The following is a 25,253-nucleotide window of genomic DNA, read 5'->3' as shown; positions in this document are numbered from 1 at the left end:
ATTGCGTATGACCAGCCTCCCCATCATCGACATCGCCCCGCTCTACAGCGACGACCCATCCGCCTGGCCAGCCGTGGCCGGGCAAATCGACCTCGCCTGCCGCGAGTGGGGCTTTTTCTATATCAAGGGCCATCCGATCAGCACTGCGCGAATCGACGCCCTGCTCGACCACGCCAAGTTCTTCTTCGCCCAACCCACCGCCGAAAAACTCAAGATCGACATCACCCAGACCCGTCACCATCGCGGCTACGGCGCCATTGCCACCGAGCAATTGGACCCAGGCAAACCCAGCGACCTCAAAGAAACCTTCGACATGGGTCTGCACCTGCCGGCGGGGCACCCTGACGTACTGGCGGAAAAACCCCTGCGCGGCCCCAATCGCCATCCGTCCATTCCCGGCTGGGAAGCGTTGATGGAGCAGCACTACGTCGACATGCAAGCCCTGGCGCAAACGCTGTTGCGGGCCATGACCATCGCGCTGGGGATTGAGCGCGATTTCTTCGACACACGCTTCAATGACCCGGTCAGCGTACTGCGCATGATCCATTACCCGCCGCGCCACACCGCCAGTTCCGAAGAGCAACAAGGTGCCGGGGCGCACACCGACTACGGCTGCATCACCCTGCTCTACCAGGACACCGCCGGTGGCTTGCAGGTACGCAGCGTCAAAGGCGAATGGATCGACGCGCCGCCCATCGAAGGCACCTTCGTGGTCAACCTCGGCGACATGATGGCGCGCTGGAGCAACGACCGCTACCTGTCGACGCCGCACCGGGTGATCAGCCCCCTGGGCGTGGATCGTTATTCGATGCCGTTTTTCGCCGAGCCGCACCCGGATACCCGCATCGACTGCCTGCCCGGCTGTCAGGACGCATCGCACCCGGCGAAATACCCGGCCACCACCTGCGCCGAGTTCCTTCTATCGCGCTTCGCCGATACCTACGCTTATCGACGGGAACTGGAAGCGGTGTGATGAACCGCCTGGTCAGGTTTTACCAATTGTTGCGGCAACCCTCTGTAGAATGGCGACCATTGCACCTGATGAGAAAAGAATTATGTACGACTGGCTGAACGCCCTGCCCAAGGCAGAGTTGCACCTGCACCTGGAAGGCTCGCTGGAACCCGAGCTGTTGTTCGCCCTGGCCGAACGCAACAAGATTGCCTTGCCATGGAACGACGTCGAAACCTTGCGCAAGGCGTATGCCTTCAACAACCTGCAGGAGTTCCTCGACCTGTATTACCGGGGTGCCGATGTGCTGCGCACCTCCCAGGACTTCTATGACCTGACCTGGGCATACCTGCTGCGTTGCAAAGAGCAGAACGTGATTCACACCGAACCGTTCTTCGACCCGCAGACCCACACCGACCGTGGCATCCCGTTCGAAGTGGTGCTCAACGGCATCGCCGCCGCACTGAAGGATGGTGAGCAGCAACTGGGCATCACCAGTGGTTTGATCCTGAGTTTCCTGCGCCATCTGAGCGAAGACGAGGCCCAGAAGACCCTCGACCAGGCGCTGCCGTTCCGCGATGCGTTCGTCGCCGTGGGCCTGGACAGCTCCGAGATGGGCCACCCGCCGAGCAAGTTTCAGCGCGTTTTCGACCGTGCCCGTCACGAAGGCTTCCTGACCGTCGCCCACGCCGGTGAAGAAGGCCCGCCCGAGTACATCTGGGAAGCCATCGACCTGCTGAAAATCCAGCGCATCGACCATGGCGTGCGCGCCATCGAAGACGAGCGCCTGATGCAGCGAATCATCGACGAGCAGATCCCGCTGACCGTGTGCCCGTTGTCGAACACCAAGCTTTGCGTGTTCGATCACATGTCGCAGCACAACATCCTCGACATGCTGGAACGCGGCGTGAAAGTGACCGTGAACTCCGATGACCCGGCGTACTTCGGTGGCTATGTCACCGAGAACTTCCATGCGCTGCACACCCACCTGGGCATGACCCAGGATCAGGCCAAGCGCCTGGCGCAGAACAGCCTCGATGCGCGGTTGGTGAAACCGTAAGGCTCGGCGCCCCAGCCCCGCGGGAGCGAGTACGTTCGCTCCCGCCACGGTGCACTAAAGCGCCATCTCCAACTCGGTTTCCTGGGCAAAGCGATAGATCTCCCGTTGCCCGGAAGCCGTCACCTGCAGGGCTCGGGAATCGTTGGGCAGGCTCAACCACCCCGACTGCATGAACAGCTGCAACAATGCCGCGCCCAGCGAGCCTCCCATGTGCGGGCGTCTTTCGCTCCAGTCAGGGCACGCGCAGGCAACCCTGCCGTTGTGATGGGCCAGCGCCTGGATGAACACGCCCCGTGCCGCCAACTCCGTCGCGCCCTTGAGGGTGACCGTGACCCGCTGATCGAAATGTTCGATCCAGCCTGCCTCCAGCAGTCGCTGATACAGATCGGCGGACAGGGTGCCCCCCAAGTGATCGTCGCACAGTCGGGCACTCAACAATGGCGAACGCACCGCCCGGGGTTTGATCAGAGGCGCGTTACGCTTGAATACGTCCGGAATATCCTGGGGTGCGCTGGCGAAAGTCGCGCTGGCCAGTGCTTCGATTGCCGCCCCGACCTCGGGAGCGGCCAGGCGGAAGAAGCGTTTGCGGCCGCGGTTTTCAACCTTGAGCAGACCTCCGGCGGACAAACGCCCCAAGTGTGCACTGGCCGACGACGATGACAGGCCGGCCAGCAATGCCAACTCTTCGGTTGCCCGTGCCGAACCATCCATCAAGGCCCACATCATTGCGCTGCGCTTTGGGTCAGCCAGCAACGTGGCGATCTGGCTGATGCAAGGTGCATGTTCCATGTATTCACTCCCTGTTGAATCGTTTCGTCTACTGCCCAGAGAAATCTTGACCAGTAATGTGTCGTCGGCCAATCCGTGGAAACTGCCATAAGCCCGACAACGCCTTGCTCACTCATTTGCGCTGCCTGGCCGATGCTGCGTAGGCCAAAAGGATGACCGTGCAGCCGGGCCGACTCGAACGAGGACCCGCCATTGGGGATCGACGCAACTGACATGATGAGGCCGCTAGTATATGCGGGTTGATCGGCGGATCCTTTCCTCCACCCGGCGTAGGTGGTGATCGTACCTGAGGGAAATTTCTCTTTTTTCGTGCGACTAATGATCGATTTCCGAAAAACCTGGAAATTGACTGGTCAAAAGGGTGCATCGGCTGACAAGCATTTCGCGCAACAGCTTCACTGGCTTACTCAATTGTGCGCGATGGGCGCACAACAGATTCAACGGTGCGCGCTCACAGAGCAGCTCCGGCATCAGCACCTTCAAGCGGCCGGCCAGTACATCGGCGGCCACATCGAGCCAGGACTTGTAAGCGATCCCGGCACCCGCCACGGCCCAAAGACGCACGACATCGGCATCGTCACTGAAACGATCGCCGCTGACGGTCAGGCTGACTTCGCGCTTGCCGTCGTGAAAACTCCAGTGATCGTGGACCCGGCTGCCGAGCATGTACAACAGGCAATTGTGCTGTGCCAGTTGCTCCAGATGCCGCGGCTCGCCATGCCGGGCCAGATAGCCGGGAGCGGCGCACAACACCCGGCGGTTCTGCGGGGCGATGGGCAGCGCCACCAGGCTGGAGTCCTCCGGTTCACCGTAGCGCAGGGCAATGTCTACCGGTTGGCGAAACAGGTCGGCGATGCGGTCCCCCAGCAGCAGGCGCACGGTGAGTTTCGGATGCTCGCGTTGAAACTCGTCGAGCCATGGCAGCAGCAGATTGCGGCCAAAGTCCGATGGCGCCGACAGTTGCAGCACCCCGCTGACCTGGTCCTGACCGCTGGCCAGCAATCGCCGGCCCTCGTCGAGATTGCTCAGGGCCGCGCGGGCGTATTCGAGAAAGCCCTCGCCTTCGGCGGTCAGGCGCAGGCTGCGGGTCGAACGGGCCAACAATCGGGCACCGAGTTGCTGTTCGATGCGCTTGAGCGCCGCACTGGCCACGGCCGCCGACATGTCCATGCCCCGCGCGGCGGCGGACAGACTGCCCAGGTCCGCCGCCCGGACAAACAACTGCAAGTCATCGAAACGCAACATCAAGAGCACCGATTATCAAAAAAATATTGAAAGAGACTGCTCTTTTAGCCGGTTTTATCTTCAGGAGAAATAGCCAATCATCTACCCCATCGAGTCCCTTCTTTTATCAGTGTTCCGGAGCCGCCCATGAAAGCCATTGCCTACTACGCCTCGTTGCCGATCAGTGACGACAAGGCTCTGCAAGACATCGAACTGCCGGAGCCGGTCGCCGGCCCCCGCGACTTGCTGGTGGAAGTCAAAGCCATCTCGGTCAATCCGGTGGACACCAAGATACGCCAGAACGTCCAGCCCGAAGGTGGCGCAGCCAAGGTGTTGGGTTGGGATGTGGCCGGTGTGGTCAAGGCGGTGGGCAGTGAGGTGACGCTGTTCCAGGCCGGCGACAAGGTGTATTACGCCGGCTCCATCGCGCGTGCGGGCGGCAACAGCGAGTTGCATGCGGTGGACGAGCGCATCGTCGGCCGCATGCCAAAAACCCTGGGGTTCGCCGAGGCCGCTGCCCTGCCGCTCACCGCGATCACGGCGTGGGAGCTGTTGTTCGAGCGCCTGCAAGTGCGCGAAGGCAAAACCGACGAAGGCCAGAGCCTGTTGATCGTCGGCGCGGCGGGTGGCGTGGGCTCGATTCTGACGCAACTGGCTCACCAACTGACGGCCCTGAAAGTCATCGGCAGCGCTTCGCGTGCGCAAACCCAAAGCTGGGTGAAAGAGCTGGGCGCCGACCTGGTGATCGATCACAGCCAACCACTCTGCGAAGCACTCAAGCGCGCCGGTGTGGATCAGGTCACCCACGTCGCCAGCCTGACGCAAACCGACCAGCACCTGGACCAATTGATCGAGGCATTGGCACCCCAAGGTAAACTGGCGCTGATCGATGACCCCAAGTCGCTGGACGTGACCAAGCTCAAACGCAAGAGCCTGTCACTGCACTGGGAGTTCATGTACACCCGGTCGCTGTTTGAAACCGCGGACATGATCGAGCAACACAACCTGCTCAATCGCGTCGCCTGGCTGATCGATGCCGGGACCCTGAAAACCACGGTGGGCGAACACTTCGGCACGATCAACGCGGCCAATCTGCGCCGTGCCCATGCCCTGCTGGAAAGCGGCAAAGCCAAGGGCAAGATAGTGCTGGAAGGGTTCTGATACGCTGAAAAAAGCCATCGCTAATGTCGTGTTTTCCGTCGGCGACCGGTTAGTTCCGGCCGCCGACAATTCCTCCGGACTCCATCGAAAAGCCGTGTTTTTTTTAGTTACAAACCGTCAGTCAGACAGTTGATCCTTGTCACAATGGTGACCGTATACGGGACTACAATCGAATCTCCTGCGAGGCAGTCTTTTACAAGACATCTTTTACAAGAGGAGTTCGGCTATGAAGATCCTGATAAAAGAACTGGCAAAATCCCAGTGGCAAGTTCGCTTAGACCAACATGCTGTGACGTTCCGCAGCGAAGCAGAAGCTCGCGCTTTCACGCGTACCCTTGAAGCCCGCATCCAGGCCCCTCACCAGATTCCCATCCTCCTTGCGCAGCGTGCAGCCGGCTGACTCCGGCCTCAAACCTGGGCTTGCGCCAGCGCCCGGGCATTTTGCAAACGCCGGGTGAGCACCGCTGCGCTCACCACCAGAATTCCACACAGGCTGATGACCATGGCCATCGGCACGGCGCTGCCGTCGTGCAGCACACCCACCAATGCGGAGGCGCCGGCAGCCACGCTGAATTGCAGGCAACCGAGCAGCGCCGACGCGCTGCCGGCCCGTGCGCCCTGCCCGTTCATCGCACAGGCCGCGGCGTTGGGGCTGATGCAACCGAGGCTGGCGATACAGATGAACAATGGAATCAGCAACGGCCACAATTGTGCCGGGTGCAGCGAGCTGACAGCCAGCAGGGCCAAACCGGCCGCCAGATAAACCCACACCGCGCGCGCCAGCAGGAACATCGGGCCACGCTTGGCCAGTAACCGCGCGTTGACCTGCGCCACCAGAATGAAGCCCGCCGCATTGGTGCCGAACAGCCAGCCGAAATGCTCGGCCGGAACGCCGTAGAGCTTGATGATGATGAAGGGTGAACCGGCGATGTAGGCAAACATCCCGGCGATGGCGATGCCCCCGGTCAAGGCATGGCCAAGAAATATCGGGTCGGCCAGCAACCGACCGTACTGACGCAGCGCACCCGACAGCGGTTGACGCGGCATGTGGGCCGGCATGCTTTCCGGCAATCCCGTCGCAACCGCCAGCCCCGCCAGCGCACTGAAACCGGTCAAGGCCAGGAAGATCGACTGCCAGCCTGTGGTGTTGACCAACAACCCACCCAACAAGGGCGCGAGGATGGGGGCAAGCCCCATCACCAGCATCAGCTGCGAAAAGACTTTCGCCGACCCCACCGCATCACACTTGTCGCTGACCACCGCCCGGGAAATCACCATCCCCGCGCAGCCGCCCAACGCCTGGATGAAACGCGCGCCGATCAGCCATTCCAGGTTCGGCGCATAGGCGCACGCCACAGATGCAGCGGTGAACAGGCCGACACCGATGAGCAATGGAATGCGTCGCCCGAAACGATCCGCCACCGGGCCATAGGCCAACTGACCGATGGACAGGCCGAGGAAGTACGCCGCCAACGTCATCTGAACGTGATTTTCGTCCGTCCCGAAAGCCAGGGCCATGGCCGGGAAGGCCGGCAGGTAGAAATCGATCGCCAGCGGACCGAAAGCGCTCAAGGCGCCGAGAATCAGAATGGTACGAAAGTTCATCAGGCATCCAGTGGGGCAGAAGTCGGCAGCCCGACAGTCTAGCCGCGCATGGACGCCTTGAACATTCCGGTAGCTCGCTAACTATCAAATTCAGACCAGTTTGACGCCGTAACCCTCTTCGCTGATCACCTCGATCACCTGCTCGGCGGTCAACGCACTTTCGACACCGACCTCCCTGGCCGCCAGGTCGACCCGAACACTGGCCGCCGGGTCTTTGGCCTGGACCGCCTGGGTGATGGCCTTGACGCAGTGACCACAAGACATGCCTTCAACGTTGAACACTTGCATGGGATGACTCCTTTTCCGAGGGTTGAACCCAGTTTCGAGCTTGCCACCATGGCAAGGTCAAGTTCTGAAGTTAGCTGCCGGGCTGGCAATCGGCGCAGTGCTCGGCCAAGCTGCGTCCATCAATGACTCGAACTCAGGAGATTCAGCCATGCGCTGGTCAGTTTTCAGCCTGTTTGGCTTTCTCAGCCTTTTCGCCACCGTGCCTTCGGTCAATGCTGCCGGTCAGGATTATGGCGTGCTGATCATTTCCCGCGAGCGCCTGGAAGTCGCGACCAGTTGCGAAATCGGTGTGTACATCCAGGATCAACTGGCGGCGCGACTGTTTCAGGAACAGAGCACCTCGTTCAACCTGCCGCCGGGCATCGTCTCGCTGCGCCTGAAACTGCTGCCGGGCCAGGTGCCGGGTTGCAACCCGGGCATGCTCGCGCCGGGATCGCAGGATATCCAGCTCAAGGCCGGGGATGTGCTCAAGTACCGGATCGCGATGACACGGGAAGGGATGTACCTGAAACGCGCCGGTCTCGGCTACTGACACAAATCCCACAGGGGATCACAGTCAGGCACAGGCCCCGGGCACTTCCACATCAGATTGGCACTTGACCTTGCCAGCATGGCAAGGTTGATCCTGTGGTCATCTACTACAGGGAGTGCGACCGATGTCCGAATCCACCACGTTCGACCTGCCGATTGCCGGCATGACCTGCGCCAGTTGCGCCGGACGGGTCGAGCGCGCCTTGAGCAACGTCATGGGCGCCAGTGCCGTCAGCGTCAACCTCGCCACTGAGCAGGCGCGGGTGCAAGCCCCCAGCGACAGCCTGCCGGCCCTGATGGATGCCGTGGCCAAGGCCGGCTATCGCGTACCGCAACAGAGCCTGGAATTGAGCATCGACGGCATGACCTGCGCGTCCTGCGTCGGTCGCGTCGAACGTGCGCTGGGCAAGGTTGCCGGAGTGAAAAGCGTCAGCGTCAACCTGGCCAACGAACGCGCCCACCTTGAACTGCTCGGCCAGATCGATCCGCAAACCTTGATCGCGGCCGTGACCAAGGCGGGCTACAGCGCCAGCGTCCGGGAAGCCGAACACCCGACAACCGACCATCAGCAACAGCGCCTGCATCGCGAACGCCTGGCCTTGATCATCGCCATCGCCCTCGCCTTGCCGTTGGTATTGCCGATGCTGCTACAACCGTTCGGCGTGCACTGGATGCTCCCGGCCTGGGCGCAATTCGCCTTGGCTACGCCGGTGCAGTTCATCTTCGGTGCACGGTTCTATATCGCCGCGTGGAAAGCCGTGCGCGCCGGGGCCGGCAACATGGACCTGCTGGTCGCCCTGGGCACCAGCGCCGGGTATGGCTTGAGCCTGTACGAATGGGCCACCGCCGCCGGGCGCATGCCGCATCTGTATTTCGAAGCCTCGGCGGTGGTGATCGCCCTGGTGTTGCTGGGCAAGTACCTGGAAAGCCGCGCCAAGCGCCAGACCGCCAGCGCCATCCGTGCCCTCGAAGCCTTGCGCCCGGAACGGGCGATCCGGGTGAGCGACGGCCACGAGCAAGACGTCGCCATCAGCGCCCTGCGCCTCAATGATCTGGTGATGGTCAAACCCGGCGAACGCTTCCCGGTGGACGGCGAAGTGGTTGAAGGCCAGAGCCATGCCGACGAAGCCCTGATCAGCGGCGAGAGCCTGCCGGTGCCCAAGCAGCCCGGCGACAAAGTCACCGGCGGCGCGATCAACGGTGAAGGTCGGTTGTTGGTGCGCACCCAGGCCCTCGGTGCGGAAACCGTGCTGGCGCGGATCATCCGTCTGGTGGAAGACGCCCAGGCCGCAAAAGCGCCGATCCAGAAACTGGTGGATAAAGTCAGCCAGGTGTTCGTGCCCACCGTGCTGCTGATTGCCTTGACCACCCTGATCGGCTGGTGGCTGTATGGCGCGCCGATGGAAACCGCGCTGATCAACGCCGTGGCGGTGCTGGTGATCGCCTGCCCGTGCGCCTTGGGCCTGGCCACGCCGACGGCGATCATGGCCGGCACCGGCGTGGCGGCGCGCTACGGGATTCTGATCAAGGACGCCGAAGCACTGGAGCGTGCCCATGAAGTCAGCGCGGTGGTGTTCGACAAGACCGGCACCCTGACCTCCGGCGCCCCGCGCATCGCTCATCTGAGTGCCATCGACGGTAATGAGGCGCGCCTGCTGCAATTGGCCGGCGCCCTGCAACGCGGCAGTGAGCATCCGCTGGCCAAGGCTGTTCTGGATGCCTGTACCGAGCGTGGATTGAGGGTGGCCGATGTCAGCGACAGCCAGTCCCTGACTGGTCGCGGCATCGCCGGCAGCCTCGAAGAGCGTCGCCTGGCGCTGGGCAATCGGCGCCTGCTGGAGGACAGCGACTTGAATGCCGGGCCATTGGCCGACTCGGCGACCGCGTGGGAAAAAGAAGGCCGGACCTTGTCCTGGCTGATCGAACAATCCCCCGAACCACAGGTGCTGGGCCTGTTCGCCTTCGGTGACACCCTCAAGCCCGGCGCGCTGCAAGCGGTGCAACAACTCAGCGCACGGAACATCAGCAGCCACCTGCTGACCGGCGACAATCGCGGCAGCGCCAAGGTGGTCGCCGAGGCGCTGGGCATCCACGATGTGCATGCCGAAGTGCTGCCGGCAGACAAAGCCGCCACGGTCGCCGCACTGAAACAAACCGGCGTGGTGGCGATGGTCGGCGACGGCATCAACGACGCCCCGGCACTGGCTGCCGCCGACATCGGCATCGCCATGGGCGGCGGCACCGACGTCGCCATGCACGCGGCCGGCATTACCCTGATGCGCGGTGATCCGCGACTGGTGCCGGCTGCGCTGGAGATCAGCCGCAAGACCTACGCCAAGATTCGCCAGAATCTGTTCTGGGCTTTCGTCTATAACCTGATCGGCATTCCGCTGGCGGCGTTCGGCTTCCTCAATCCAGTGCTGGCCGGTGCGGCGATGGCGTTGTCGAGCGTCAGCGTGGTGAGCAATGCGCTACTGTTGAAAACCTGGAAACCCAAGGACCTGGAGGACAACCGATGAACATCGGCCAAGCGGCCCGCCACAGCGGCCTGAGCGCAAAGATGATCCGTTATTACGAATCCATCGGTCTGCTCAAGGCAGCCCATCGCACTGACAGCGGCTACCGGGTGTATGGCGATGACGACCTGCACACACTGGCGTTCATCAAACGCTCGCGGGACCTGGGGTTTTCCCTGGAAGAGGTCGGAAAACTGCTGACCCTCTGGCAGGACCGCCAGCGTGCCAGCGCCGATGTGAAGGCCCTGGCCCGCCAGCATATCGATGAGTTGAACCAGAAGATCCGTGAGCTCGGCCAGTTGCGCGATACCTTGCAGGATCTGGTCGAGCACTGTCAGGGCGATCATCGGCCGGATTGCCCGATTCTGAAGAATCTGGAGTCGGGGTGTTGTGTCACCCCTACCAACCACCGCAGCTCCCTGTAGGAGTGAGCCTGCTCGCGATAGCGATCTGCCTGACACATCAATATTGAAAGTACCGACGCTATCGCGAGCAGGCTCACTCCTACAGGGGGTTTGTGTTGCGCACAAAAAACCCGGCCGAAGCCGGGTTTTTCTTTAACCGATCACTGCATCCACGGTGGAGGCGGTTCTTCGGTCTTGCCCGGCGGCGCATCGTCCGCCGCACGCACGGCTTGCTTGCGCTCTTCATCCAGGCGCGCGGCCTCGATCTCGCGCATGATTCCGCCCACGTCGGCCAGCTCTTCGGTGTCGGCGAACTCGCCGGTCAGGACACTGGCCGGGTGCAAGGTGCCGGCCTCGTACAAGGCCCACATTTCCTTGGCGTACTTGGTCTTCTTCAACTCCGGCGCAAACCGCCCGAAGTAGGACGCCATGTTGCCCACATCCCGCTCCAGCATGCTGAACGCGTGGTTGTTGCCCGCCGCGTCCACCGCCTGCGGCAGGTCGATGATGACCGGGCCGGTCGGCGTCAGCAGCACGTTGAACTCGGACAGGTCGCCGTGCACCAGACCGGTACACAGCATCAGCACGATCTGGGAAATCAGATACGCGTGATACTCGCGGGCCTGGTCCGGCTCCAGCACCACATCGTTCAGGCGCGGCGCGGCATCACCGTACTCGTCGGCCACCAGCTCCATGAGCAGCACGCCTTCGAGGAAGTCGAACGGCTTGGGCACCCGCACACCGGCACTGGCCAGACGGAACAGCGCCGCCACCTCGGCGTTCTGCCAGGCGTCCTCGGTTTCCTTGCGGCCAAACTTGGAGCCCTTGGCCATTGCACGGGCCTGACGGCTGTTGCGCACCTTGCGGCCTTCCTGGTATTCGGCCGCCTGACGGAAACTGCGTTTATTCGCCTCCTTGTAGACCTTCGCGCAACGCAACTCGTTGCCGCAGCGCACCACATAAACAGCTGCTTCTTTACCACTCATGAGTGGGCGCAGCACCTCGTCGACCAGACCGTCCTCGATCAGGGGTTCAATGCGTTTTGGAGTCTTCATCAGCTTTTATTGTGGGTCCTTTATTACCAAACACGCGAAAGTCATTCGTTATACGGCAATCCACTCACGGGGGGGAGGGGTTGCCGACTTATGAACATTGCAGATGCACAGAATGTACCGATTTCATCAGGTAAAACCGACGACCGTCATGGTCGTTCCAGATCATAGCCGAGCCTGCGTCACTTGTTGTGCAGGGGCATTGAGGGCAATTGCGACAGAAGCTGACAACACAACTCATAGCCTCCGTAGAATTTTTCCCAACAGGCCTCAATTTCCTCCGACAACAGCCGAAGTCCTAAGGGACAAAGTGATTTGTCCGACAATCGCTGCCACAACAAAAGCGTTGCCGCACTCAAGGACCCGGGTTGACCAAGAACGATTACGGCTGCCAATAAAACCGCGAGTCATCTGCACTGCGTGGGCCTACAAGAAAATCTGGAGCGCGGATGAACATCAAACAGAAGTTGACCTGGGCGTTTGCAATCATCGCCTGTCTGCCCGTGGTGCTGGTCGCCACCCTCGTTGTGCTGAACCTGCGCAGTGATGCCAGGGACGAATTCGTCGACGGCAGCGCCCGCGAGATTCGTCAGGTCAGCAATGCCATGCAATTGTTCTTTGACGGCATCAGCCAGAACGTCGATTACCTGGCCAAGCAGCCGCTGATCCGAAACTCCGACGACAGCCTCAAGACCTACATGGCCGCCAACGCCGAGAGCGTCCCCCAGGGCGAGGCGGACAAAAAAGTCTTCACCCTGCTCCAGGACCTGGGCAACAGCCACCCGGCGTACGCCTATGCCATCCTCGGCACGGCAGCAGGCGGCTATGTGTCGTGGCCGGATGATCCAAAGCTGAATAACTATGACCCGCGCCAGCGCCCCTGGTACAAGACGGCCCAGGCCAAACCGGGCAAGCCGTTCCGCACCGAGGCCTATTACTGGGCCCAGGACGACGCGACCTACGTCAGCACCGTGCGCACCATCGACAACAAGCTGGGTACCAACGGCGGCGTGGTCAGCATCGACGTGACGCTCAAGCAGCTCACCGAAATCGTCAAACAGATCAAGCTCGGTGAAACCGGCTACCTGATGCTGCTGGAAAACACCGGCATGGTCCTGGTGGATCCGAAACAACCGGAACACAACTTCAAACCGCTGAACAGCCTTGGCGACGGCTACGCGCAACTGGCCAAGGCCGGCAAGGGCCTGGTGGAAGTGGAGCTCAATGGCGAGCACTACATGGCCAATGTCTGGCCATCGGAGCAACTGGGCTGGACCTTCATCGGCCTGATCAAACAGGACGACGTGATGAGCTCCGCGACCCGGTTGACCTGGTTGATCGCCATCATCGCCGCCGTCCTGGCCGTCATCTTCGCTATCGTCGGCGCCAGTTTCGCCAGCCTCATCGTGCGCCCGATCCGCAGCGTGGCCAGCGGCCTGGAAGGCATCGCCCAGGGCGAAGGCGACCTGACCCAGAACCTGCAAATCCGTGGCAACGATGAAACCGCGCAACTGGCCAACTGGTTCAACCAGTTCCTGACCGCGATTCGCAACCTGATCCAGAACATCGGCGGCGCGGCGGGCAAGATCCTCGCCACGTCCAAGAGTTCGACCCAGGTCTCCAGCGACATGACCGAAGCCGCCGGACGCCAGCGTGAAGCGGTGGACATGGTCTCCACGGCGTTCCACGAAATGGTCGCCACCGCCAACGAAGTCGCGCGCTCTTGCAGCCAGGCGGCGGAGTCTGCCGACAGTGGCCAGCGCCAGGCGCGCGAAGGTCAGCAGCAGATCGATGCGGCGGTGAACAGCGTTGATCGCCTGAGCCAGGAAATCGAACAGTCGGCCCAGTCGATGCAACAACTCGAACGCGACAGCAACGACATTCAGTCGATCCTGGGGACCATCCGCTCGATCGCTGAACAGACCAACCTGCTGGCACTGAACGCCGCGATCGAAGCGGCCCGGGCCGGAGAACAGGGACGCGGCTTTGCCGTGGTGGCTGACGAAGTACGCGCCCTGGCCAAGCGCACGGCCGACTCCACGGCGGAAATCGACGGCCTGCTGGGCAACCTGGCCAAACGCACCAGCCAGGTAACCCAACAGATGCACGCCAGCCTGGAAGTGTCCCAGCAATCGGTGACGCGCATCGGTGAGGCGCGCAGCAGCTTCGGGCAGATCCGCGAGTCGGTGGACGTGATCCGCGACATGAACACCCAGATCGCCACGGCGGCGGAACAACAGCATCAAGTGGCCGAAGACATCAACCGGCACATCAGCCAGATCCATGGCGATGCGCAGTTGGTGGCGGAACTGGCCAACTCGGCGCGCCTGGATTCCCAGAGCCTGGCCGGGTTGTCCAATGAGCTGGACGGTTTGGTGCGCAGGTTCCGTACCTGATTCGCAACCTCACCACTAAACCCTGTAGGAGCGAGCCTGCTCGCGATGAGGCCATCGGCTTCAACATCCATGTTGACTGATATGCCGCCATCGCGAGCAGGCTTGCTCCTACAGTCGTTTTTGCCTAGCGTTCGATGATGGCGGTCACACCCTGCCCGCCCGCCGCACAGATCGAAATCAGTCCCCGCCCCTTGCCCGCCGCATCCAGCAACTTCGCCAGGTTGGCGACGATGCGCCCGCCCGTAGCGGCAAACGGATGCCCCGCCGCCAGTGAACTGCCCTTGACGTTGAGTCTGCTGCGCTCGATCGAGCCCAACGGCGCATCGAGCCCGAGACGGGTTTTGCAGTACTCGGGATCTTCCCAGGCCTTCAAGGTGCACAGCACTTGCGCGGCGAAGGCTTCGTGGATTTCGTAGTAGTCGAAGTCCTGCAAGGTCAGGCCATTGCGCGCGAGCAAACGCGGCACGGCGTAGACCGGCGCCATCAACAAGCCTTCGGCGCCATTGACGAAATCCACTGCCGCCGCCTCGCCGTCACGCCAGTAGGCCAGAATCGGTAACCCGCGTGCCTTGGCCCATTCTTCGCTGCCCAGCAGCACCAGTGATGCGCCATCGGTCAACGGCGTGGAGTTACCTGCGGTCAGAGTGCCCTTGGCGCTTTTCTCATAGGCGGGCTTGAGCGCGGCGAGCTTTTCCAGCGTGGAATCCGGGCGCAGGTTGTTGTCGCGGGTCAGGCCCAGGAATGGCGTCATCAGGTCGTTGTGCCAGCCCTCGGCGTAGGACGCAGCCAGTTTCTGATGGCTCTCAAACGCCAATTGATCCTGTGCTTCGCGAGGGATACTCCAGGTCTGGGCCATCAGCTCGCAATGCTGGCCCATGGACAACCCGGTACGCGGCTCGCCGTTGCGCGGAAATTCGGGGATCAGATGTTTGGGACGCAATTGCAGGAAGGTTTTCAGTTTGTCGCCGGTGGTTTTCGCGCGGTTGGCTTGCAGGAGGATTTTGCGCAGGCCTTCGCTGACACTGATCGGCGCATCCGAGGTGGTGTCCACGCCACCGGCAATGCCGCAGTCGATCTGGCCGAGGGCAATTTTGTTCGCCACCAGCAACGCCGCTTCCAGCCCGGTCCCACACGCCTGCTGGATGTCATAGGCCGGAGTGGCGGGCGACAGACGCGAACCGAGTACACACTCGCGTGTGAGGTTCATGTCCCGCGACAACTTGAGCACGGCCCCGGCGACCACTTCTCCGATGCGCTGGCCATGCAGGTTGTAACGTTCGATCAGGCCCTCGAGGGCTGCGGTGAGCATCACCTGGTTACTGGCCGTGGCGTAGGGGCCGTTGGAGCGGGCGAAAGGAATCCGGTTACCGCCGATGATCGCGACGCGGCGCAGTTGGGTCATAAAGAACTCCTGACAAAAGACCTGATGTAAACACTAACCCTGTGGGAGCGAGCCTGCTCGCGAAGAGGTCAGCACATGCAACATCGATGTTGGCTGATACACCGCCATCGCGAGCAAGCTCGCTCCTACAATGTAACCAAGCGTAGGCCTTATCTCGTGGATCGAACGACTGATCGCCATTCATGGTCCACACTTTGATCCCCAGCTTTCGGAGCGCGTTCCATGTCTGACCGCTATATCGACTTCGCCAATTCGTCCATCGGTCATCGCCTGGTCGGCGCCCTGGGGTTGCCGGCGCCGAGTAGACTGGAGCGCTGGCAAGCGGGCCGGTTGCGACCTGTAGACGGCGCGCTGCTGATCGGCGGCGGGCTATTGGCCGAACACGTCAGCGCCTTCGCCAACCGCCTGACCGACGCGATCTACAGCTACGGCACCGAGCCTTCGATGGCCACGGCCTGGATTCCCGGCCATGGCCCGAAACTCAAGGCCGTGGTGTTCGACGCCAGTGACCTGCTGCACACCGATCAACTCAAGCAACTGCGTGAGTTTTTCCAGCCGCTGATGAAAAACCTCGAACACTGTGCGCACCTGGTGATTCTCGGGCGTGATCCGCAAACCCTGCGCGACCCGTTCGCCGCCAGTGCCCAGCGTGCCCTGGAAGGTTTCAGCCGTTCCCTGGCCAAGGAGTTGCGCAGCGGTGGCACCCTGCAATTGATCTATGTCGGCGAAGGGGCCGAGGCACAACTGGAAGGCCCACTGCGGTTTTTCCTCTCACCGAAAAGCGCCTTCGTGTCCGGCCAAGTCATTCGCTTGAATCCGTGCGCGACGCCAGTCACTGACTGGACACGCCCGCTCGCCGGGCGCAAGGCACTGGTCACCGGCGCAGCACGCGGTATCGGTGCCGCCATCGCCGAAACCCTGGCCCGTGATGGTGCCGACGTCACCCTGCTCGACGTGCCCTCGGCCAAAACCGATCTCGAAGCACTCGCCGCACGCCTGGGCGGGCGCAGCATCACTCTCGACATCTGCGCCGAAGACGCCGCCACGCCGTTGGTCGAACAATTGCCCGACGGCCTCGATATCGTGGTGCACAACGCCGGCATCACCCGGGATAAAACCCTGGCCAACATGACCCCGGAATTCTGGGACGCGGTGCTGGCGGTCAACCTCAACGCGCCGCAAGTGCTGACCAAAGCCCTGCTCGACAGCGGCACCCTGCACGACAACGGCCGGGTGATCCTGCTGGCGTCCATCAGCGGCATCGCCGGCAATCGCGGGCAAACCAATTACGCGGCGAGCAAGGCCGGGTTGATCGGTCTGGCACAAGCCTGGGCGCCGCTGCTCCACGAGCGCGGCATCAGCATCAACGCCGTGGCGCCGGGCTTCATCGAAACACAGATGACCGCACACATTCCCTTCGGCCTGCGCGAAGCGGGACGGCGTATGAGTTCCCTCGGCCAGGGTGGCCTGCCGCAAGACGTCGCCGAGGCCGTGGCCTGGCTCGCGCAACCGGGCACCGGCGCGTTCACCGGGCAAGCGTTGCGTGTGTGCGGACAAAGCGCTCTGGGAGCTTAAGGATGATCACCGACTGGCACACACTCAACCGCGAACCCGGCCTGACGGGGTCGTACGCACGAGCGGCGACACGACGCAAAATCACCGGCAGCCGCCTGCCCGACTCGGGTTTGCGTTGCTGGGTCGAAGTCGATCCCAAGCACTTGGCGGCTTATCGCAAGGTCTGTGGTTTCGCCGACAACGGTCTGCTGCCACCGACCTACCCGCACATCCTCGGGTTTGCCTTGCAGATGCAGTTGCTCACAGCCAGGGACTTCCCGTTCCCGCTGCTGGGCCTGATTCACCTGAGCAACCGCATTCGAGTACTGCGCCCCATGGGCGGGGTGAGTCGGGTGCGCGTCAGCGTGCGAGTGCAGAACCTGCAGCCCCACGCCAAAGGCGCGACGTTCGATCTGCTGACCAACCTCGACGATCAGTTGGGCCCGTTGTGGAAAGCAGAAAGCCGGATGCTCTGTCGCGGCGTCAAACTCAAGGGCGAACCGCTTGAAGAGCCCCCGGTATCGAGCCTGGCCCTGAGCGAAATCGAACACTGGAAAGCGCCCTCGGACATCGGCCGGCAATACGCCAGGGTGTCGGGCGACTACAACCCGATTCACCTGAGCGCGGCCAGCGCCAAACTCTTCGGCTTCCCGACCGCCATCGCTCACGGCCTGTGGAACAAGGCACGCACATTGGCTGCGCTGGCCGGACATCTTCCAGCGGCGAATGTCGAAATCGCCGTGCAGTTCAAGAAGCCGGTACGGTTGCCCAGTGAAGTGACGTTGCTGGCCAGCGAGCCGGGGCCGAACGGGGATTTTCAACTGATGGGTGCCGGGGAGCTGGAGCATATGATCGGGCATTGGCGGCCGATGGCCTGACAAGGCTGATGTCTGTGGCGAGGGAGCTTGCTCCCGATGGCTGCATACATTCAGACAATCAGGCCGGCCGGTAGGCCGCCATCGCGAGCAAGCTCCCACAGGTACCGAGTACATCTGCAAGAAATTGGTCGGCTGTCAGGCCGTCATCGCGAGCAGGCTCGCTCCCACAGGTACCGAGTACATCTGCAAGAAATTGGTCGGCTGTCAGGCCGTCATCGCGAGCAGGCTCGCTCCCACAGGTACTGAGTACATCTGCAAGATTTCGGTCGACTGGCAGGCCGCCTTCGCGAGCAGGCTCGCTCCTACAGGTACTGAGTACATCTGCAAGATTTCGGTCGACTGGCAGGCCGCCTTCGCGAGCAGGCTCGCTCCTACAGTTAGGCTGGGTACATTCGAAAAAAATGGGTCGGCTGTCAGGCCGCCTTCGCGAGCGAGCTCGCTCCCACAGAAGAGCAAAGGCAGAGCAGCGTACACCGCGCCGCTTCTCACCACTCATCAGGCCGAGCGTTAGCTCGCCTGCAGCTTTTGATCTTGATCCACCCGCCTATATCGGCAGGCTGAGCGGAGGTGTTCATCCGGGGATTGGCGCGCAGCGCCGTTCGACGCAGTCGAACTCATTGCATGTAGGTCGTCGCGAAGCAGACCGGAGGGCAATGCCCCCGGATGAATACCGCAGCGAAGGAACCCCGAGCCTCAGCGAGGGGCCGTACGTAAGGGGCGAGACTTTTTGGTTCCTTTTGTGTCGTTTGACAAAAGGGACTCGCCGTAAGGGCGAAACCATAAGCCGCCGTTACCGCAGCAACGGATATGTACACAACCCAAACCACCAACATGGTCGGCCCAGAGGCCGCCAAGTCACCCTTTGACCAGATAAACCTGCGGCTGCGGAAACAGATTATTCAGCGTCTCCAACAACCGCACGTGATAAATCGGCTTGCGAAAAAGATCCAGCACCTGCAAACGCAACAGGTCACTGACATCATCCATGCCCGCATGCCCCGACATCACAATCACCGGCAAATGCTCGCGCGATGTATGCTCGCGCAAGCGCTTGATCAACGACATGCCACTCTCCTCCGGCATGCGCAAATCAGTGATCACCAAAGCGATATCGGGATGCCGGGTCAGATGCTTCAACGCGAGCTTGACCGAAGTGGCCGTAAAACAATTGAACCCCTCACCTTCCAGCAACTCCGCCAACTCAAGCAATGCGTCCTCTTCGTCATCCACCAGAAGAAGCTGTTGGCGTGGCCGTGCGAGAGCGTTCATGAGGTCACACCTGCAATGGACGAAGCGCTGACGTTAGAAACCCTGTGAAGCAACAACAAACTGTCGACTTCCTTGTCACAGCGCCGCTTGAATCGTGGTGAACGTGGCCGAGATGGCGTTCTGGACACCCGTACTGAAACCGGCGAGCACCACCGCGACCATGGCCGCAATGATCGCGTACTCAATACCGGACGCCCCTTCGGTATCCCTGGCCAGGCCCTTGTAAAAAGCGATTCCGGATTTGACCTTCTCAACAAGTTTGGAAAAAGACATGGCATTTCTCCTGGACGACGACGGGTGTTGCACGGACGCAACATGATTCCCCAGTGCCAGCATCAGCATTGTCGGCATTCCCCGGCCCAACAACTGTAAATACGCATTAACACTAAAGTATTAACCGTTTCGTTGACGTCATAAAACAGGTCGTTTTATCGCAACTTTGCACTTTCGTTAGATTTTTCCTCCCACAGTAATGGCATTTTGCTTTACCTGCGCTACCGTCAAATAGCGAAATAGTTCCATGTTCATAGCTGCCTGATTGCGAAGTTGTCTCGTTGGACTTGACGGGGTTTGCGCAGCAGGAAAGGGAGAGCCTTCATGAACAGCCGTGTCACTCTGGGCCTCGCCGGATTGTTTCTGTTCGGCGCCATCATTACCGGTTACTGGGGGCTCTCATTGAGTCGTCAACCGGCCCCCGAGGCCGTTGCCCAATCCACCGTCAATGCACCGTTCGCCATTGCACAGCTGCCTGTGTCGGCTAATGACCCGACCCGCCATCCCGTGGTCGTGCTGGTGAACGATGTCGCGTCGTATACGCCGATCACCGCCGCCGATGTCGTCCTGGAACAGTTGCACACCGCCCCGGCTGGCAGCCTGACCAGCCTCGACCAGGCGATTGGCCGTACCCCCTGGCGCGCCCTCACCGCCGGCAGCTGGCTCAACGACGAAAGCTTCGAAGCCGGCAGCAAGCTGTCGCGGATGATCCGCCCCAATGAGCGCGCCCTGGCGGTCGCCACGGACGAAGTGGTCATAGTCGGCGGGCAACTGACGCCAGGCGACTATGTCGATGTGCTGCTGTTCCTGCGCATGGACACCCTCAATCCGCAGCCAACGGCACAACTCGTGATACCGGCCTTGCGGGTGCTCGGGGTCGGCGAGCAGTTGGGGTTGACCAACGACGGCCAGCCTTCCGGCCCGGCGCGCAACGTAGAGGAAAAACTCAAACAGGATCAATCCCGCGCCGCGGCCCGGACCGTGTTGCTCGCGGTTCCTGAACAACTGGTGAGCCGCCTGATGCTCGCGACCCAGGCCGGCGTGCTGCGCCTGGCCGTACGTAGCGCCGATGAAAAACGCCTGGCGCGCTACTGGGCCGGCGAAAGCAGCTCTGCCGCCAACCTGGCCAATGCCAACCGCGAGCTATTGCAATTCAGCCAGCTGGCCATGACTGCGCCGCCCAAACCCGTTGCCCGCCCGGCCGTCGCGTCGCGCAAAACCAGCGTGGAAGTCATTCGCGGCAACGAGATCACTCAACAAACCCCCTGAATCGAACAAGGACGCCTTTCCATGCGCAGACGTTTTACGTCGTTGTTCAATGGCTCGATCCGGGGTGCTTTGCTCGGCGGCCTGTCGGCGAGTGCGGTATCACGCAGTGAGTTATCGCAATGAGCCAGAACCTGAGTCAAACCTTCCTCGCGATCACGCGCAACAGCACCGACCTGGAATGGCTGCAAGGCGCCCTTGCGCCCCTGGGCCAGGTGGTCAGCGCCGGTGGCGGCAGCCTCGACGAGCTGTTGGCACTGGTGGACGTGACCTGCGCCAGCCTGGTGTTCATCGGCCTGGACCGCGACCACGTGGTCACCCAAAGTGCGCTGATCGAAGGCGCGCTGGAAGCCAAGCCGATGCTGGCGATCGTCGCGCTGGGCGACGGCATGGACAACCAGCTGGTACTCAATGCGATGCGCGCCGGGGCCAGGGATTTCGTGGCCTATGGTTCACGCGCCAGTGAAGTCGCGGGGTTGGTGCGACGCCTGAGCAAACGCCTGCCCGCCATCGCGCCGAACACGCACCTGGGCCGCCTGACCGTACTGTATGGCGTGCAGAGCAGCGCCGACGGCGCGTTGCTGGCCACGCACATGGCGCAAGTGGTGCAAAAAAGCGGACAGCACACACTGCTGCTGGACCTTGGATTACCCCGGGGCGATAGCCTGGCGCTGTTGGGCCTTGAAAGCTCGTTTCATTTCGGCGATGCGCTGCGCCACTTGCGACGCCTGGACGCGACGCTGATCGACAGTGCCTTCACCAGTTGCGAGGCCGGGCTGCGCATCCTCGCCTACGCCAGTGGCGATGAACCGCTGGAACACACCAGCGCCGCCGAGTTGTACATGTTGCTCAGTGCCCTGCGCCAACACTTCCAGCACATCGTGGTAAACCTCACCGGTCAACCCGACAGTGAGGCGCTGCGCACCTTCGTCAGCCATTGCGACAAACTGCTGTGGTACACCGACCAGAACGTGCTCGACTGCCGCCGCAACCTCACGGTGCTCAACTTGTGGCGCGAAAAAGGCATGAAGCTCGATCACGCCAAACTGCTCGTGGACCGCTACCTGCGTAGCGTCGCACCGGACTCCGACACCCTGGGCAAGACGTTCGGCCTGGAGATCATCGCCACCCTCGCCTACAGCCCGGAAGTGCGGCTCAACGCCAAGAACCAGGGCCTGACCCTGTTCGAACTGGCCCCACGCGAGGGCCTCACCCAGGGCCTGCGCGCCCTCGGCGAGCGCCTGGCCAAGCATTCCGAAGGCCTGGCCAAACCCAAGACCGGCTGGTTCAACCGCTTGAGGGGCGCACAATGAGCAGTGAAAAACTCTTCGGCTCACCCCAACGCGGCGCGGTCGGCAATACCGACCACGAAGGCCTGAAACTGGTGCTGCACCGCTACATCATCGACGCCATCGAAGAGTCGGGGAAAAACCTGCTGGAGGGCTCGCGTCAGGCGCTGGCGCAGTTCGTGATCGACAAGGTGGCCGAGTACATCGCGCGTTTGCACCTGGCGATTTCCCGCTATGAAATGGAACGTCTGGCCGAAGAGATCGTCGACGAACTCACCGGTTTCGGCCCGTTGGAAGTACTGCTGCGCGACACGGCGGTGACCGAGATTCTGGTCAACGGTCCGCACCGGGTATTTGTCGAACGTGAAGGCTTGCTGCACCTGAGTGACTTGCGCTTTATCGATTCGCACCACGTCGAACGTGTGATGCAACGGATTCTCGCGCCCCTGGGCCGACGTCTCGATGAGTCTTCGCCGATGGTCGACGCGCGCCTGCCGGACGGCAGCCGGGTCAACGCCATCATTCCGCCAATTGCCCTCGATGGCCCGTGCCTGTCGATCCGCAAATTCCGCCAGGACATGCTCAAAAGCTCCGACCTGATCGCGATGCAAACCATCGATCACGGGATCTACGAATTCATTCAGGAAGCCGTGGGCAAACGCTGCAACATCCTGATCAGTGGGGGCACCGGCACCGGCAAGACCACGCTGCTGAACATTCTCAGCCAGTTGATCAACCCTCAGGAACGACTGGTCACCATCGAAGACGTCGCCGAACTGCAACTGGGCCATCCTCACGTCGTGCGCCTGGAAACCCGTCCACCGAATGCCGAAGGCCATGGCGAGGTGAAAGCCAGCGACCTGATTCGCAACGCCCTGCGGATGCGCCCGGACCGGATCATCCTCGGCGAAATTCGCGGAGTCGAAGTGGTCGATGTGTTGACCGCCATGAACACTGGCCACGACGGTTCGATGAGTACCGTCCACGCCAACAACGCCCAGGATGCACTGCTGCGCCTGGAGACCCTGGTGGGCTTGACCGGCCGCAGCATCGCCGAGCGCACCCTGCGGCAAATGATCTGCGCGGCGCTCGATGTGGTCATCCAGCTCACGCGCTTGCCCGACGGGCGCCGCTGCGTCAGTGAAGTGGTGGAAGTCGTTGGGGTGCGCGACGACATGTATGTCACCAACACGCTGTTCCGTTTCGACCGCCACACCGGATTCGGTTTCCTGCGCGAAGCCGTGAACCCGGCTGGCGACAAATTGCGCCGGGACTCGGCGCTGCCTCCCTCGGCGTACTGAGGCCACGGCATGCTCAAACCGGCGCTGCTCATCCTCGTTTGCCTGATCTTTCTCGGCCTGGCGCTGCGCCTGCTCTATAACGGCTTGCGCCAGACCGGCAACGAACGAATTCTGGGACGCCTGAGCCAGGGGCAACCGCTGCGGGTCGTGCAGAAGTCGTCATGGGCGGGCCTTGAGCGGGCGTTTTTGCGCGCCGGACTCGGACGCCCCACCGAACGCCTGGGCCAGTGGCTGGCGTTCTGGATACTCGGGGTGCTGCTGGGAATTGCCCTGGGTGGCTGGGTCGGCGCGCTGCTGGCGCTGCTGGTGCCTCCGGTGGTGGTACGGCTGTTCATCAGCTGGCGTTATCAGCGTCGTCTCAGCCGCATGATCGACCAGTTGCCGATGTTGCTCGACCATGCCGTACGCAGCCTGAAGTCCGGGCGGACCCTGGCCGATGCCGTGCTCGGCGCCATCGATGCGGCCGACGACCCGCTGAAAAATGCCATGGGCCGGATTCAGCGCAATGTGCAACTGGGGGTCACCCTGGCAGACGCCGCTTCGGACTTCGCCGAGCTGTACGAGAAAGACGAACTGCGCCTGCTCGCACTCGGCTTGAAGGTCAACCACCGCTATGGTGGCAATGCCAGTGAGCTGCTGGAAAACCTGATCAAGATGATCCGCGAACGCGAGCAAGCGGCTCGCCAGTTGAAGGCCATGACCGGCGAAACCCGTATCACTGCCGCGGTCCTGGCCTTGCTGCCGGTCTCGGTCGCCGGCTACTTTCTACTGACCAATCCAACCTACCTGCTTTCCATGTGGCACGACAGCTCGGGGCAAATCATGCTGGCGAGTGCCTTCGGATTTCAGGTGATCGGTTGCCTGGCGCTTTGGCGCATGTTGCGTAGCCTATGAATATGATGATGCTCTTGCTGGTAAGCGCGCTGCTGCTTTTCGGGGCAGCACTGTTGTTGCTCAACGCCTTGCTGGACCAAAGCCGACGAGCACGCCAGGTGGCCCAGCGACTGGATGGAAAGGCGCCGGGTGATAGTCACCTCACCCTGTTGCTGCAGGCCCTGGGCGCCAGTCGGCTGGGGCAGCAGTCGGTCAAAATGGACAACGAAACCCAGACCCTGCTCAACCGCCTTGGCTGGCGCAGCGCACGCCAACGCTCACAGTTCGCCGCCTTGCAGGTAGGCGTGCCGCTGTTGGCGCTGTCCTTGTGCCTGCTGATCCAGGGGCTGTTCTACCCGAGTGTGGAGAACCACTGGATCGCCCCGATGCTCGCCACCTGTGCCGGCTATCTGCTGCCCAAACGCTGGCTGTCCGCCGCCGCACAGCGTCGGCAAAAACAACTCGCCACCGAAACCTCGACCTTCATTGCGCTGCTGCGCACCCTGTTCGAATCGGGCATGGCGGTGGAGCAATCCCTGCGTGTGCTGAGCCAGGAAGGCAGGCAACTGCTGCCCGCCCTGACCCATGAACTGCGCCTGATTCTGACCCGCGTCGACTCCGGGCTGGAACTGGGCGAAGAACTGAACAAGACCACCCGACTGCTCTCGGTAGACGAATTCACCGACACCTGCGTGATCCTTCAACAATTGATCCATCAGGGTGGCGGCGCGATGAAGTCCTTGCTGGCGCTCAAACAGTTGCTCGACGACCGGCGCCTGACGCGCCTGCAGGAATACATTTCCAAAATGTCCGCCAAAATGTCCGTCGTGATGATGTTGTTTCTCTTCCCGGCGTTATTGATCGTCCTCGCCGGCCCTGGCTTCACGGCCCTGGCCCGGTCCTTTGGCCACTAATCCTGCGGATCGAGATTATCCAGTGCCCGATTCACCGCCAGCTCGCCCAGCATGATCACCTGCGCAATCCCCAGCATCGTATTGCGCTGCGAGCCTTGCAGAAACCCCGCGAAATCACTCGCCATCACACTCGCCGACGCCAGTGATTCACAGGCGTGGGCCAGCAGGGTCTCGGTGTCGATGTCCGGGGCGATGATGAACATCGTGCCGGGCTTTTGGGTGACAGGTTTGGGGGGATTTGGGGTGGGTTTGATCATGG

24 protein-coding genes and 1 pseudogene are annotated in these 25,253 nt (G+C 61.9%); 16 read left to right on the top strand and 9 right to left on the bottom strand.

Features of this window, described 5'->3' with window-relative positions:
- Positions 1-7 precede the first annotated feature (7 nt).
- Complete coding sequence (locus tag AC3ITA_RS03240) at positions 8-973, top strand: isopenicillin N synthase family dioxygenase (RefSeq protein ID WP_489279418.1); 966 nt, start codon at positions 8-10, stop codon at positions 971-973.
- A gap of 82 nt (positions 974-1,055) precedes the next feature.
- The gene (locus AC3ITA_RS03235; protein ID WP_007996475.1) at positions 1,056-2,009 is read left to right on the top strand and encodes an adenosine deaminase; all 954 of its coding nucleotides are present in this window, start codon (positions 1,056-1,058) and stop codon (positions 2,007-2,009) included.
- A 54-nt stretch (positions 2,010-2,063) separates the two neighbouring features.
- Here AC3ITA_RS03235 and AC3ITA_RS03230 read toward each other — a convergent pair whose 3' ends face one another.
- Together AC3ITA_RS03230 and AC3ITA_RS03225 are read right to left on the bottom strand one after the other, a co-directional pair.
- A complete protein-coding gene (locus AC3ITA_RS03230; protein ID WP_095946047.1) occupies positions 2,064-2,798 on the bottom strand; it encodes a helix-turn-helix domain-containing protein in 735 nt (244 codons plus the stop codon).
- A 315-nt stretch (positions 2,799-3,113) separates the two neighbouring features.
- Entirely contained in the window at positions 3,114-4,043 is a 930-nt protein-coding gene (locus AC3ITA_RS03225) for a LysR family transcriptional regulator (protein WP_489279415.1), read from the bottom strand.
- A gap of 126 nt (positions 4,044-4,169) precedes the next feature.
- Here AC3ITA_RS03225 and AC3ITA_RS03220 point away from each other — a divergent pair, with 126 nt between their 5' ends.
- Both AC3ITA_RS03220 and AC3ITA_RS03215 read left to right on the top strand, forming a co-directional pair.
- Positions 4,170-5,183 (top strand): zinc-binding alcohol dehydrogenase family protein, encoded by a 1,014-nt coding sequence (locus AC3ITA_RS03220; RefSeq protein ID WP_095946048.1) that lies wholly within the window; start codon positions 4,170-4,172, stop codon positions 5,181-5,183.
- A gap of 226 nt (positions 5,184-5,409) precedes the next feature.
- The gene (locus AC3ITA_RS03215) at positions 5,410-5,583 is read left to right on the top strand and encodes a hypothetical protein (RefSeq protein ID WP_172435404.1); all 174 of its coding nucleotides are present in this window, start codon (positions 5,410-5,412) and stop codon (positions 5,581-5,583) included.
- 8 nt (positions 5,584-5,591) lie between these two features.
- On the opposite strand, the gene AC3ITA_RS03210 is transcribed toward AC3ITA_RS03215, so the two are convergent.
- Positions 5,592-6,788: a multidrug effflux MFS transporter gene (locus AC3ITA_RS03210; protein WP_150673142.1), complete on the bottom strand. Its 1,197-nt coding sequence runs from the start codon at positions 6,786-6,788 to the stop codon at positions 5,592-5,594.
- Positions 6,789-6,878: 90 nt separating this feature from the next.
- Positions 6,879-7,076 (bottom strand): heavy-metal-associated domain-containing protein, encoded by a 198-nt coding sequence (locus AC3ITA_RS03205; RefSeq protein ID WP_095946050.1) that lies wholly within the window; start codon positions 7,074-7,076, stop codon positions 6,879-6,881.
- A gap of 148 nt (positions 7,077-7,224) precedes the next feature.
- Here AC3ITA_RS03205 and AC3ITA_RS03200 point away from each other — a divergent pair, with 148 nt between their 5' ends.
- The 3 genes from AC3ITA_RS03200 to cueR all read left to right on the top strand — a co-directional run bounded on the left by AC3ITA_RS03200 (position 7,225) and on the right by cueR (position 10,548).
- On the top strand, positions 7,225-7,608 hold the full coding sequence (locus tag AC3ITA_RS03200; protein WP_095946051.1) for a hypothetical protein: 384 nt from the start codon (positions 7,225-7,227) through the stop codon (positions 7,606-7,608).
- A 124-nt stretch (positions 7,609-7,732) separates the two neighbouring features.
- The gene (locus tag AC3ITA_RS03195) at positions 7,733-10,126 is read left to right on the top strand and encodes a heavy metal translocating P-type ATPase (protein WP_489279412.1); all 2,394 of its coding nucleotides are present in this window, start codon (positions 7,733-7,735) and stop codon (positions 10,124-10,126) included.
- Positions 10,123-10,548 carry a Cu(I)-responsive transcriptional regulator gene (gene cueR / locus AC3ITA_RS03190; RefSeq protein ID WP_095946053.1) on the top strand — a complete coding sequence of 142 codons (426 nt, stop codon included), beginning with the start codon at positions 10,123-10,125 and terminating at the stop codon, positions 10,546-10,548. The genes AC3ITA_RS03195 and cueR overlap by 4 nt, the downstream gene beginning before the upstream one ends.
- A 140-nt stretch (positions 10,549-10,688) precedes the next feature.
- Here cueR and AC3ITA_RS03185 read toward each other — a convergent pair whose 3' ends face one another.
- Positions 10,689-11,582: a PA4780 family RIO1-like protein kinase gene (locus tag AC3ITA_RS03185; protein ID WP_095944167.1), complete on the bottom strand. Its 894-nt coding sequence runs from the start codon at positions 11,580-11,582 to the stop codon at positions 10,689-10,691.
- Positions 11,583-12,028: 446 nt separating this feature from the next.
- Between AC3ITA_RS03185 and AC3ITA_RS03180 the strand changes: the two are divergent.
- Both AC3ITA_RS03180 and AC3ITA_RS03175 read left to right on the top strand, forming a co-directional pair.
- Positions 12,029-13,117 (top strand): annotated as a pseudogene (locus AC3ITA_RS03180) (cache domain-containing protein); the annotation flags it as partial.
- A gap of 90 nt (positions 13,118-13,207) precedes the next feature.
- Positions 13,208-13,975, top strand: coding sequence for a methyl-accepting chemotaxis protein (locus tag AC3ITA_RS03175; protein ID WP_489280744.1), 768 nt, complete (start codon positions 13,208-13,210; stop codon positions 13,973-13,975).
- A gap of 124 nt (positions 13,976-14,099) precedes the next feature.
- Here AC3ITA_RS03175 and AC3ITA_RS03170 read toward each other — a convergent pair whose 3' ends face one another.
- Positions 14,100-15,377: an acetyl-CoA C-acetyltransferase gene (locus tag AC3ITA_RS03170; RefSeq protein WP_489279410.1), complete on the bottom strand. Its 1,278-nt coding sequence runs from the start codon at positions 15,375-15,377 to the stop codon at positions 14,100-14,102.
- A 222-nt stretch (positions 15,378-15,599) separates the two neighbouring features.
- Here AC3ITA_RS03170 and AC3ITA_RS03165 point away from each other — a divergent pair, with 222 nt between their 5' ends.
- Positions 15,600-16,952: a 3-oxoacyl-ACP reductase gene (locus AC3ITA_RS03165; RefSeq protein WP_489279409.1), complete on the top strand. Its 1,353-nt coding sequence runs from the start codon at positions 15,600-15,602 to the stop codon at positions 16,950-16,952.
- A gap of 2 nt (positions 16,953-16,954) precedes the next feature.
- Positions 16,955-17,809, top strand: coding sequence for a MaoC family dehydratase (locus AC3ITA_RS03160; RefSeq protein WP_489279407.1), 855 nt, complete (start codon positions 16,955-16,957; stop codon positions 17,807-17,809).
- 855 nt (positions 17,810-18,664) lie between these two features.
- Here AC3ITA_RS03160 and AC3ITA_RS03155 read toward each other — a convergent pair.
- Together AC3ITA_RS03155 and AC3ITA_RS03150 are read right to left on the bottom strand one after the other, a co-directional pair.
- Positions 18,665-19,078: a response regulator gene (locus AC3ITA_RS03155; RefSeq protein WP_150673149.1), complete on the bottom strand. Its 414-nt coding sequence runs from the start codon at positions 19,076-19,078 to the stop codon at positions 18,665-18,667.
- A 75-nt stretch (positions 19,079-19,153) separates the two neighbouring features.
- Complete coding sequence (locus AC3ITA_RS03150; RefSeq protein WP_095944175.1) at positions 19,154-19,351, bottom strand: Flp family type IVb pilin; 198 nt, start codon at positions 19,349-19,351, stop codon at positions 19,154-19,156.
- Between the two features lie 324 nt (positions 19,352-19,675).
- Here AC3ITA_RS03150 and cpaB point away from each other — a divergent pair, with 324 nt between their 5' ends.
- The 5 genes from cpaB (at position 19,676) to AC3ITA_RS03125 (ending at position 24,994) form a co-directional block, all read left to right on the top strand.
- Positions 19,676-20,620 carry a Flp pilus assembly protein CpaB gene (cpaB, locus tag AC3ITA_RS03145; protein ID WP_150673150.1) on the top strand — a complete coding sequence of 315 codons (945 nt, stop codon included), beginning with the start codon at positions 19,676-19,678 and terminating at the stop codon, positions 20,618-20,620.
- Positions 20,621-20,739: 119 nt separating this feature from the next.
- Positions 20,740-21,930, top strand: a complete 1,191-nt coding sequence (locus tag AC3ITA_RS03140; RefSeq protein ID WP_489279405.1) for a CpaE/TadZ family protein — start codon at positions 20,740-20,742, stop codon at positions 21,928-21,930.
- On the top strand, positions 21,927-23,207 hold the full coding sequence (locus AC3ITA_RS03135) for a TadA family conjugal transfer-associated ATPase (protein WP_095944178.1): 1,281 nt from the start codon (positions 21,927-21,929) through the stop codon (positions 23,205-23,207). The genes AC3ITA_RS03140 and AC3ITA_RS03135 overlap by 4 nt, the downstream gene beginning before the upstream one ends.
- 9 nt (positions 23,208-23,216) lie before the next feature.
- Entirely contained in the window at positions 23,217-24,101 is an 885-nt protein-coding gene (locus tag AC3ITA_RS03130; protein WP_095944179.1) for a type II secretion system F family protein, read from the top strand.
- 2 nt (positions 24,102-24,103) lie between these two features.
- Positions 24,104-24,994: a type II secretion system F family protein gene (locus AC3ITA_RS03125; protein ID WP_095944180.1), complete on the top strand. Its 891-nt coding sequence runs from the start codon at positions 24,104-24,106 to the stop codon at positions 24,992-24,994.
- Here AC3ITA_RS03125 and AC3ITA_RS03120 read toward each other — a convergent pair.
- Entirely contained in the window at positions 24,991-25,251 is a 261-nt protein-coding gene (locus tag AC3ITA_RS03120) for a DUF6124 family protein (protein WP_095944181.1), read from the bottom strand. The genes AC3ITA_RS03125 and AC3ITA_RS03120 overlap by 4 nt on opposite strands.
- Positions 25,252-25,253: the final 2 nt, after the last annotated feature.

This window comes from Pseudomonas sp. GL_090, from assembly GCF_057837765.1.
Note: the sequence above shows the minus strand (reverse complement) of the source record. Positions and strands in the feature narration are given on the sequence as shown.

Bases quoted from the DNA above. Each gene is read 5' to 3' on its own strand.
- AC3ITA_RS03240 (WP_489279418.1), top strand. From the start codon at position 8: ATGACCAGCCTCCCCATCATCGACATCGCCCCGCTCTACAGCGACGAC.
- AC3ITA_RS03235 (WP_007996475.1), top strand. From the start codon at position 1,056: ATGTACGACTGGCTGAACGCCCTGCCCAAGGCAGAGTTGCACCTGCAC.
- AC3ITA_RS03230 (WP_095946047.1), bottom strand. From the start codon at position 2,798: ATGGAACATGCACCTTGCATCAGCCAGATCGCCACGTTGCTGGCTGAC.
- AC3ITA_RS03225 (WP_489279415.1), bottom strand. From the start codon at position 4,043: ATGTTGCGTTTCGATGACTTGCAGTTGTTTGTCCGGGCGGCGGACCTG.
- AC3ITA_RS03220 (WP_095946048.1), top strand. From the start codon at position 4,170: ATGAAAGCCATTGCCTACTACGCCTCGTTGCCGATCAGTGACGACAAG.
- AC3ITA_RS03215 (WP_172435404.1), top strand. From the start codon at position 5,410: ATGAAGATCCTGATAAAAGAACTGGCAAAATCCCAGTGGCAAGTTCGC.
- AC3ITA_RS03210 (WP_150673142.1), bottom strand. From the start codon at position 6,788: ATGAACTTTCGTACCATTCTGATTCTCGGCGCCTTGAGCGCTTTCGGT.
- AC3ITA_RS03205 (WP_095946050.1), bottom strand. From the start codon at position 7,076: ATGCAAGTGTTCAACGTTGAAGGCATGTCTTGTGGTCACTGCGTCAAG.
- AC3ITA_RS03200 (WP_095946051.1), top strand. From the start codon at position 7,225: ATGCGCTGGTCAGTTTTCAGCCTGTTTGGCTTTCTCAGCCTTTTCGCC.
- AC3ITA_RS03195 (WP_489279412.1), top strand. From the start codon at position 7,733: ATGTCCGAATCCACCACGTTCGACCTGCCGATTGCCGGCATGACCTGC.
- cueR (WP_095946053.1), top strand. From the start codon at position 10,123: ATGAACATCGGCCAAGCGGCCCGCCACAGCGGCCTGAGCGCAAAGATG.
- AC3ITA_RS03185 (WP_095944167.1), bottom strand. From the start codon at position 11,582: ATGAAGACTCCAAAACGCATTGAACCCCTGATCGAGGACGGTCTGGTC.
- AC3ITA_RS03175 (WP_489280744.1), top strand. From the start codon at position 13,208: ATGACCGAAGCCGCCGGACGCCAGCGTGAAGCGGTGGACATGGTCTCC.
- AC3ITA_RS03170 (WP_489279410.1), bottom strand. From the start codon at position 15,377: ATGACCCAACTGCGCCGCGTCGCGATCATCGGCGGTAACCGGATTCCT.
- AC3ITA_RS03165 (WP_489279409.1), top strand. From the start codon at position 15,600: ATGTCTGACCGCTATATCGACTTCGCCAATTCGTCCATCGGTCATCGC.
- AC3ITA_RS03160 (WP_489279407.1), top strand. From the start codon at position 16,955: ATGATCACCGACTGGCACACACTCAACCGCGAACCCGGCCTGACGGGG.
- AC3ITA_RS03155 (WP_150673149.1), bottom strand. From the start codon at position 19,078: ATGAACGCTCTCGCACGGCCACGCCAACAGCTTCTTCTGGTGGATGAC.
- AC3ITA_RS03150 (WP_095944175.1), bottom strand. From the start codon at position 19,351: ATGTCTTTTTCCAAACTTGTTGAGAAGGTCAAATCCGGAATCGCTTTT.
- cpaB (WP_150673150.1), top strand. From the start codon at position 19,676: ATGAACAGCCGTGTCACTCTGGGCCTCGCCGGATTGTTTCTGTTCGGC.
- AC3ITA_RS03140 (WP_489279405.1), top strand. From the start codon at position 20,740: ATGAGCCAGAACCTGAGTCAAACCTTCCTCGCGATCACGCGCAACAGC.
- AC3ITA_RS03135 (WP_095944178.1), top strand. From the start codon at position 21,927: ATGAGCAGTGAAAAACTCTTCGGCTCACCCCAACGCGGCGCGGTCGGC.
- AC3ITA_RS03130 (WP_095944179.1), top strand. From the start codon at position 23,217: ATGCTCAAACCGGCGCTGCTCATCCTCGTTTGCCTGATCTTTCTCGGC.
- AC3ITA_RS03125 (WP_095944180.1), top strand. From the start codon at position 24,104: ATGATGATGCTCTTGCTGGTAAGCGCGCTGCTGCTTTTCGGGGCAGCA.
- AC3ITA_RS03120 (WP_095944181.1), bottom strand. From the start codon at position 25,251: ATGATCAAACCCACCCCAAATCCCCCCAAACCTGTCACCCAAAAGCCC.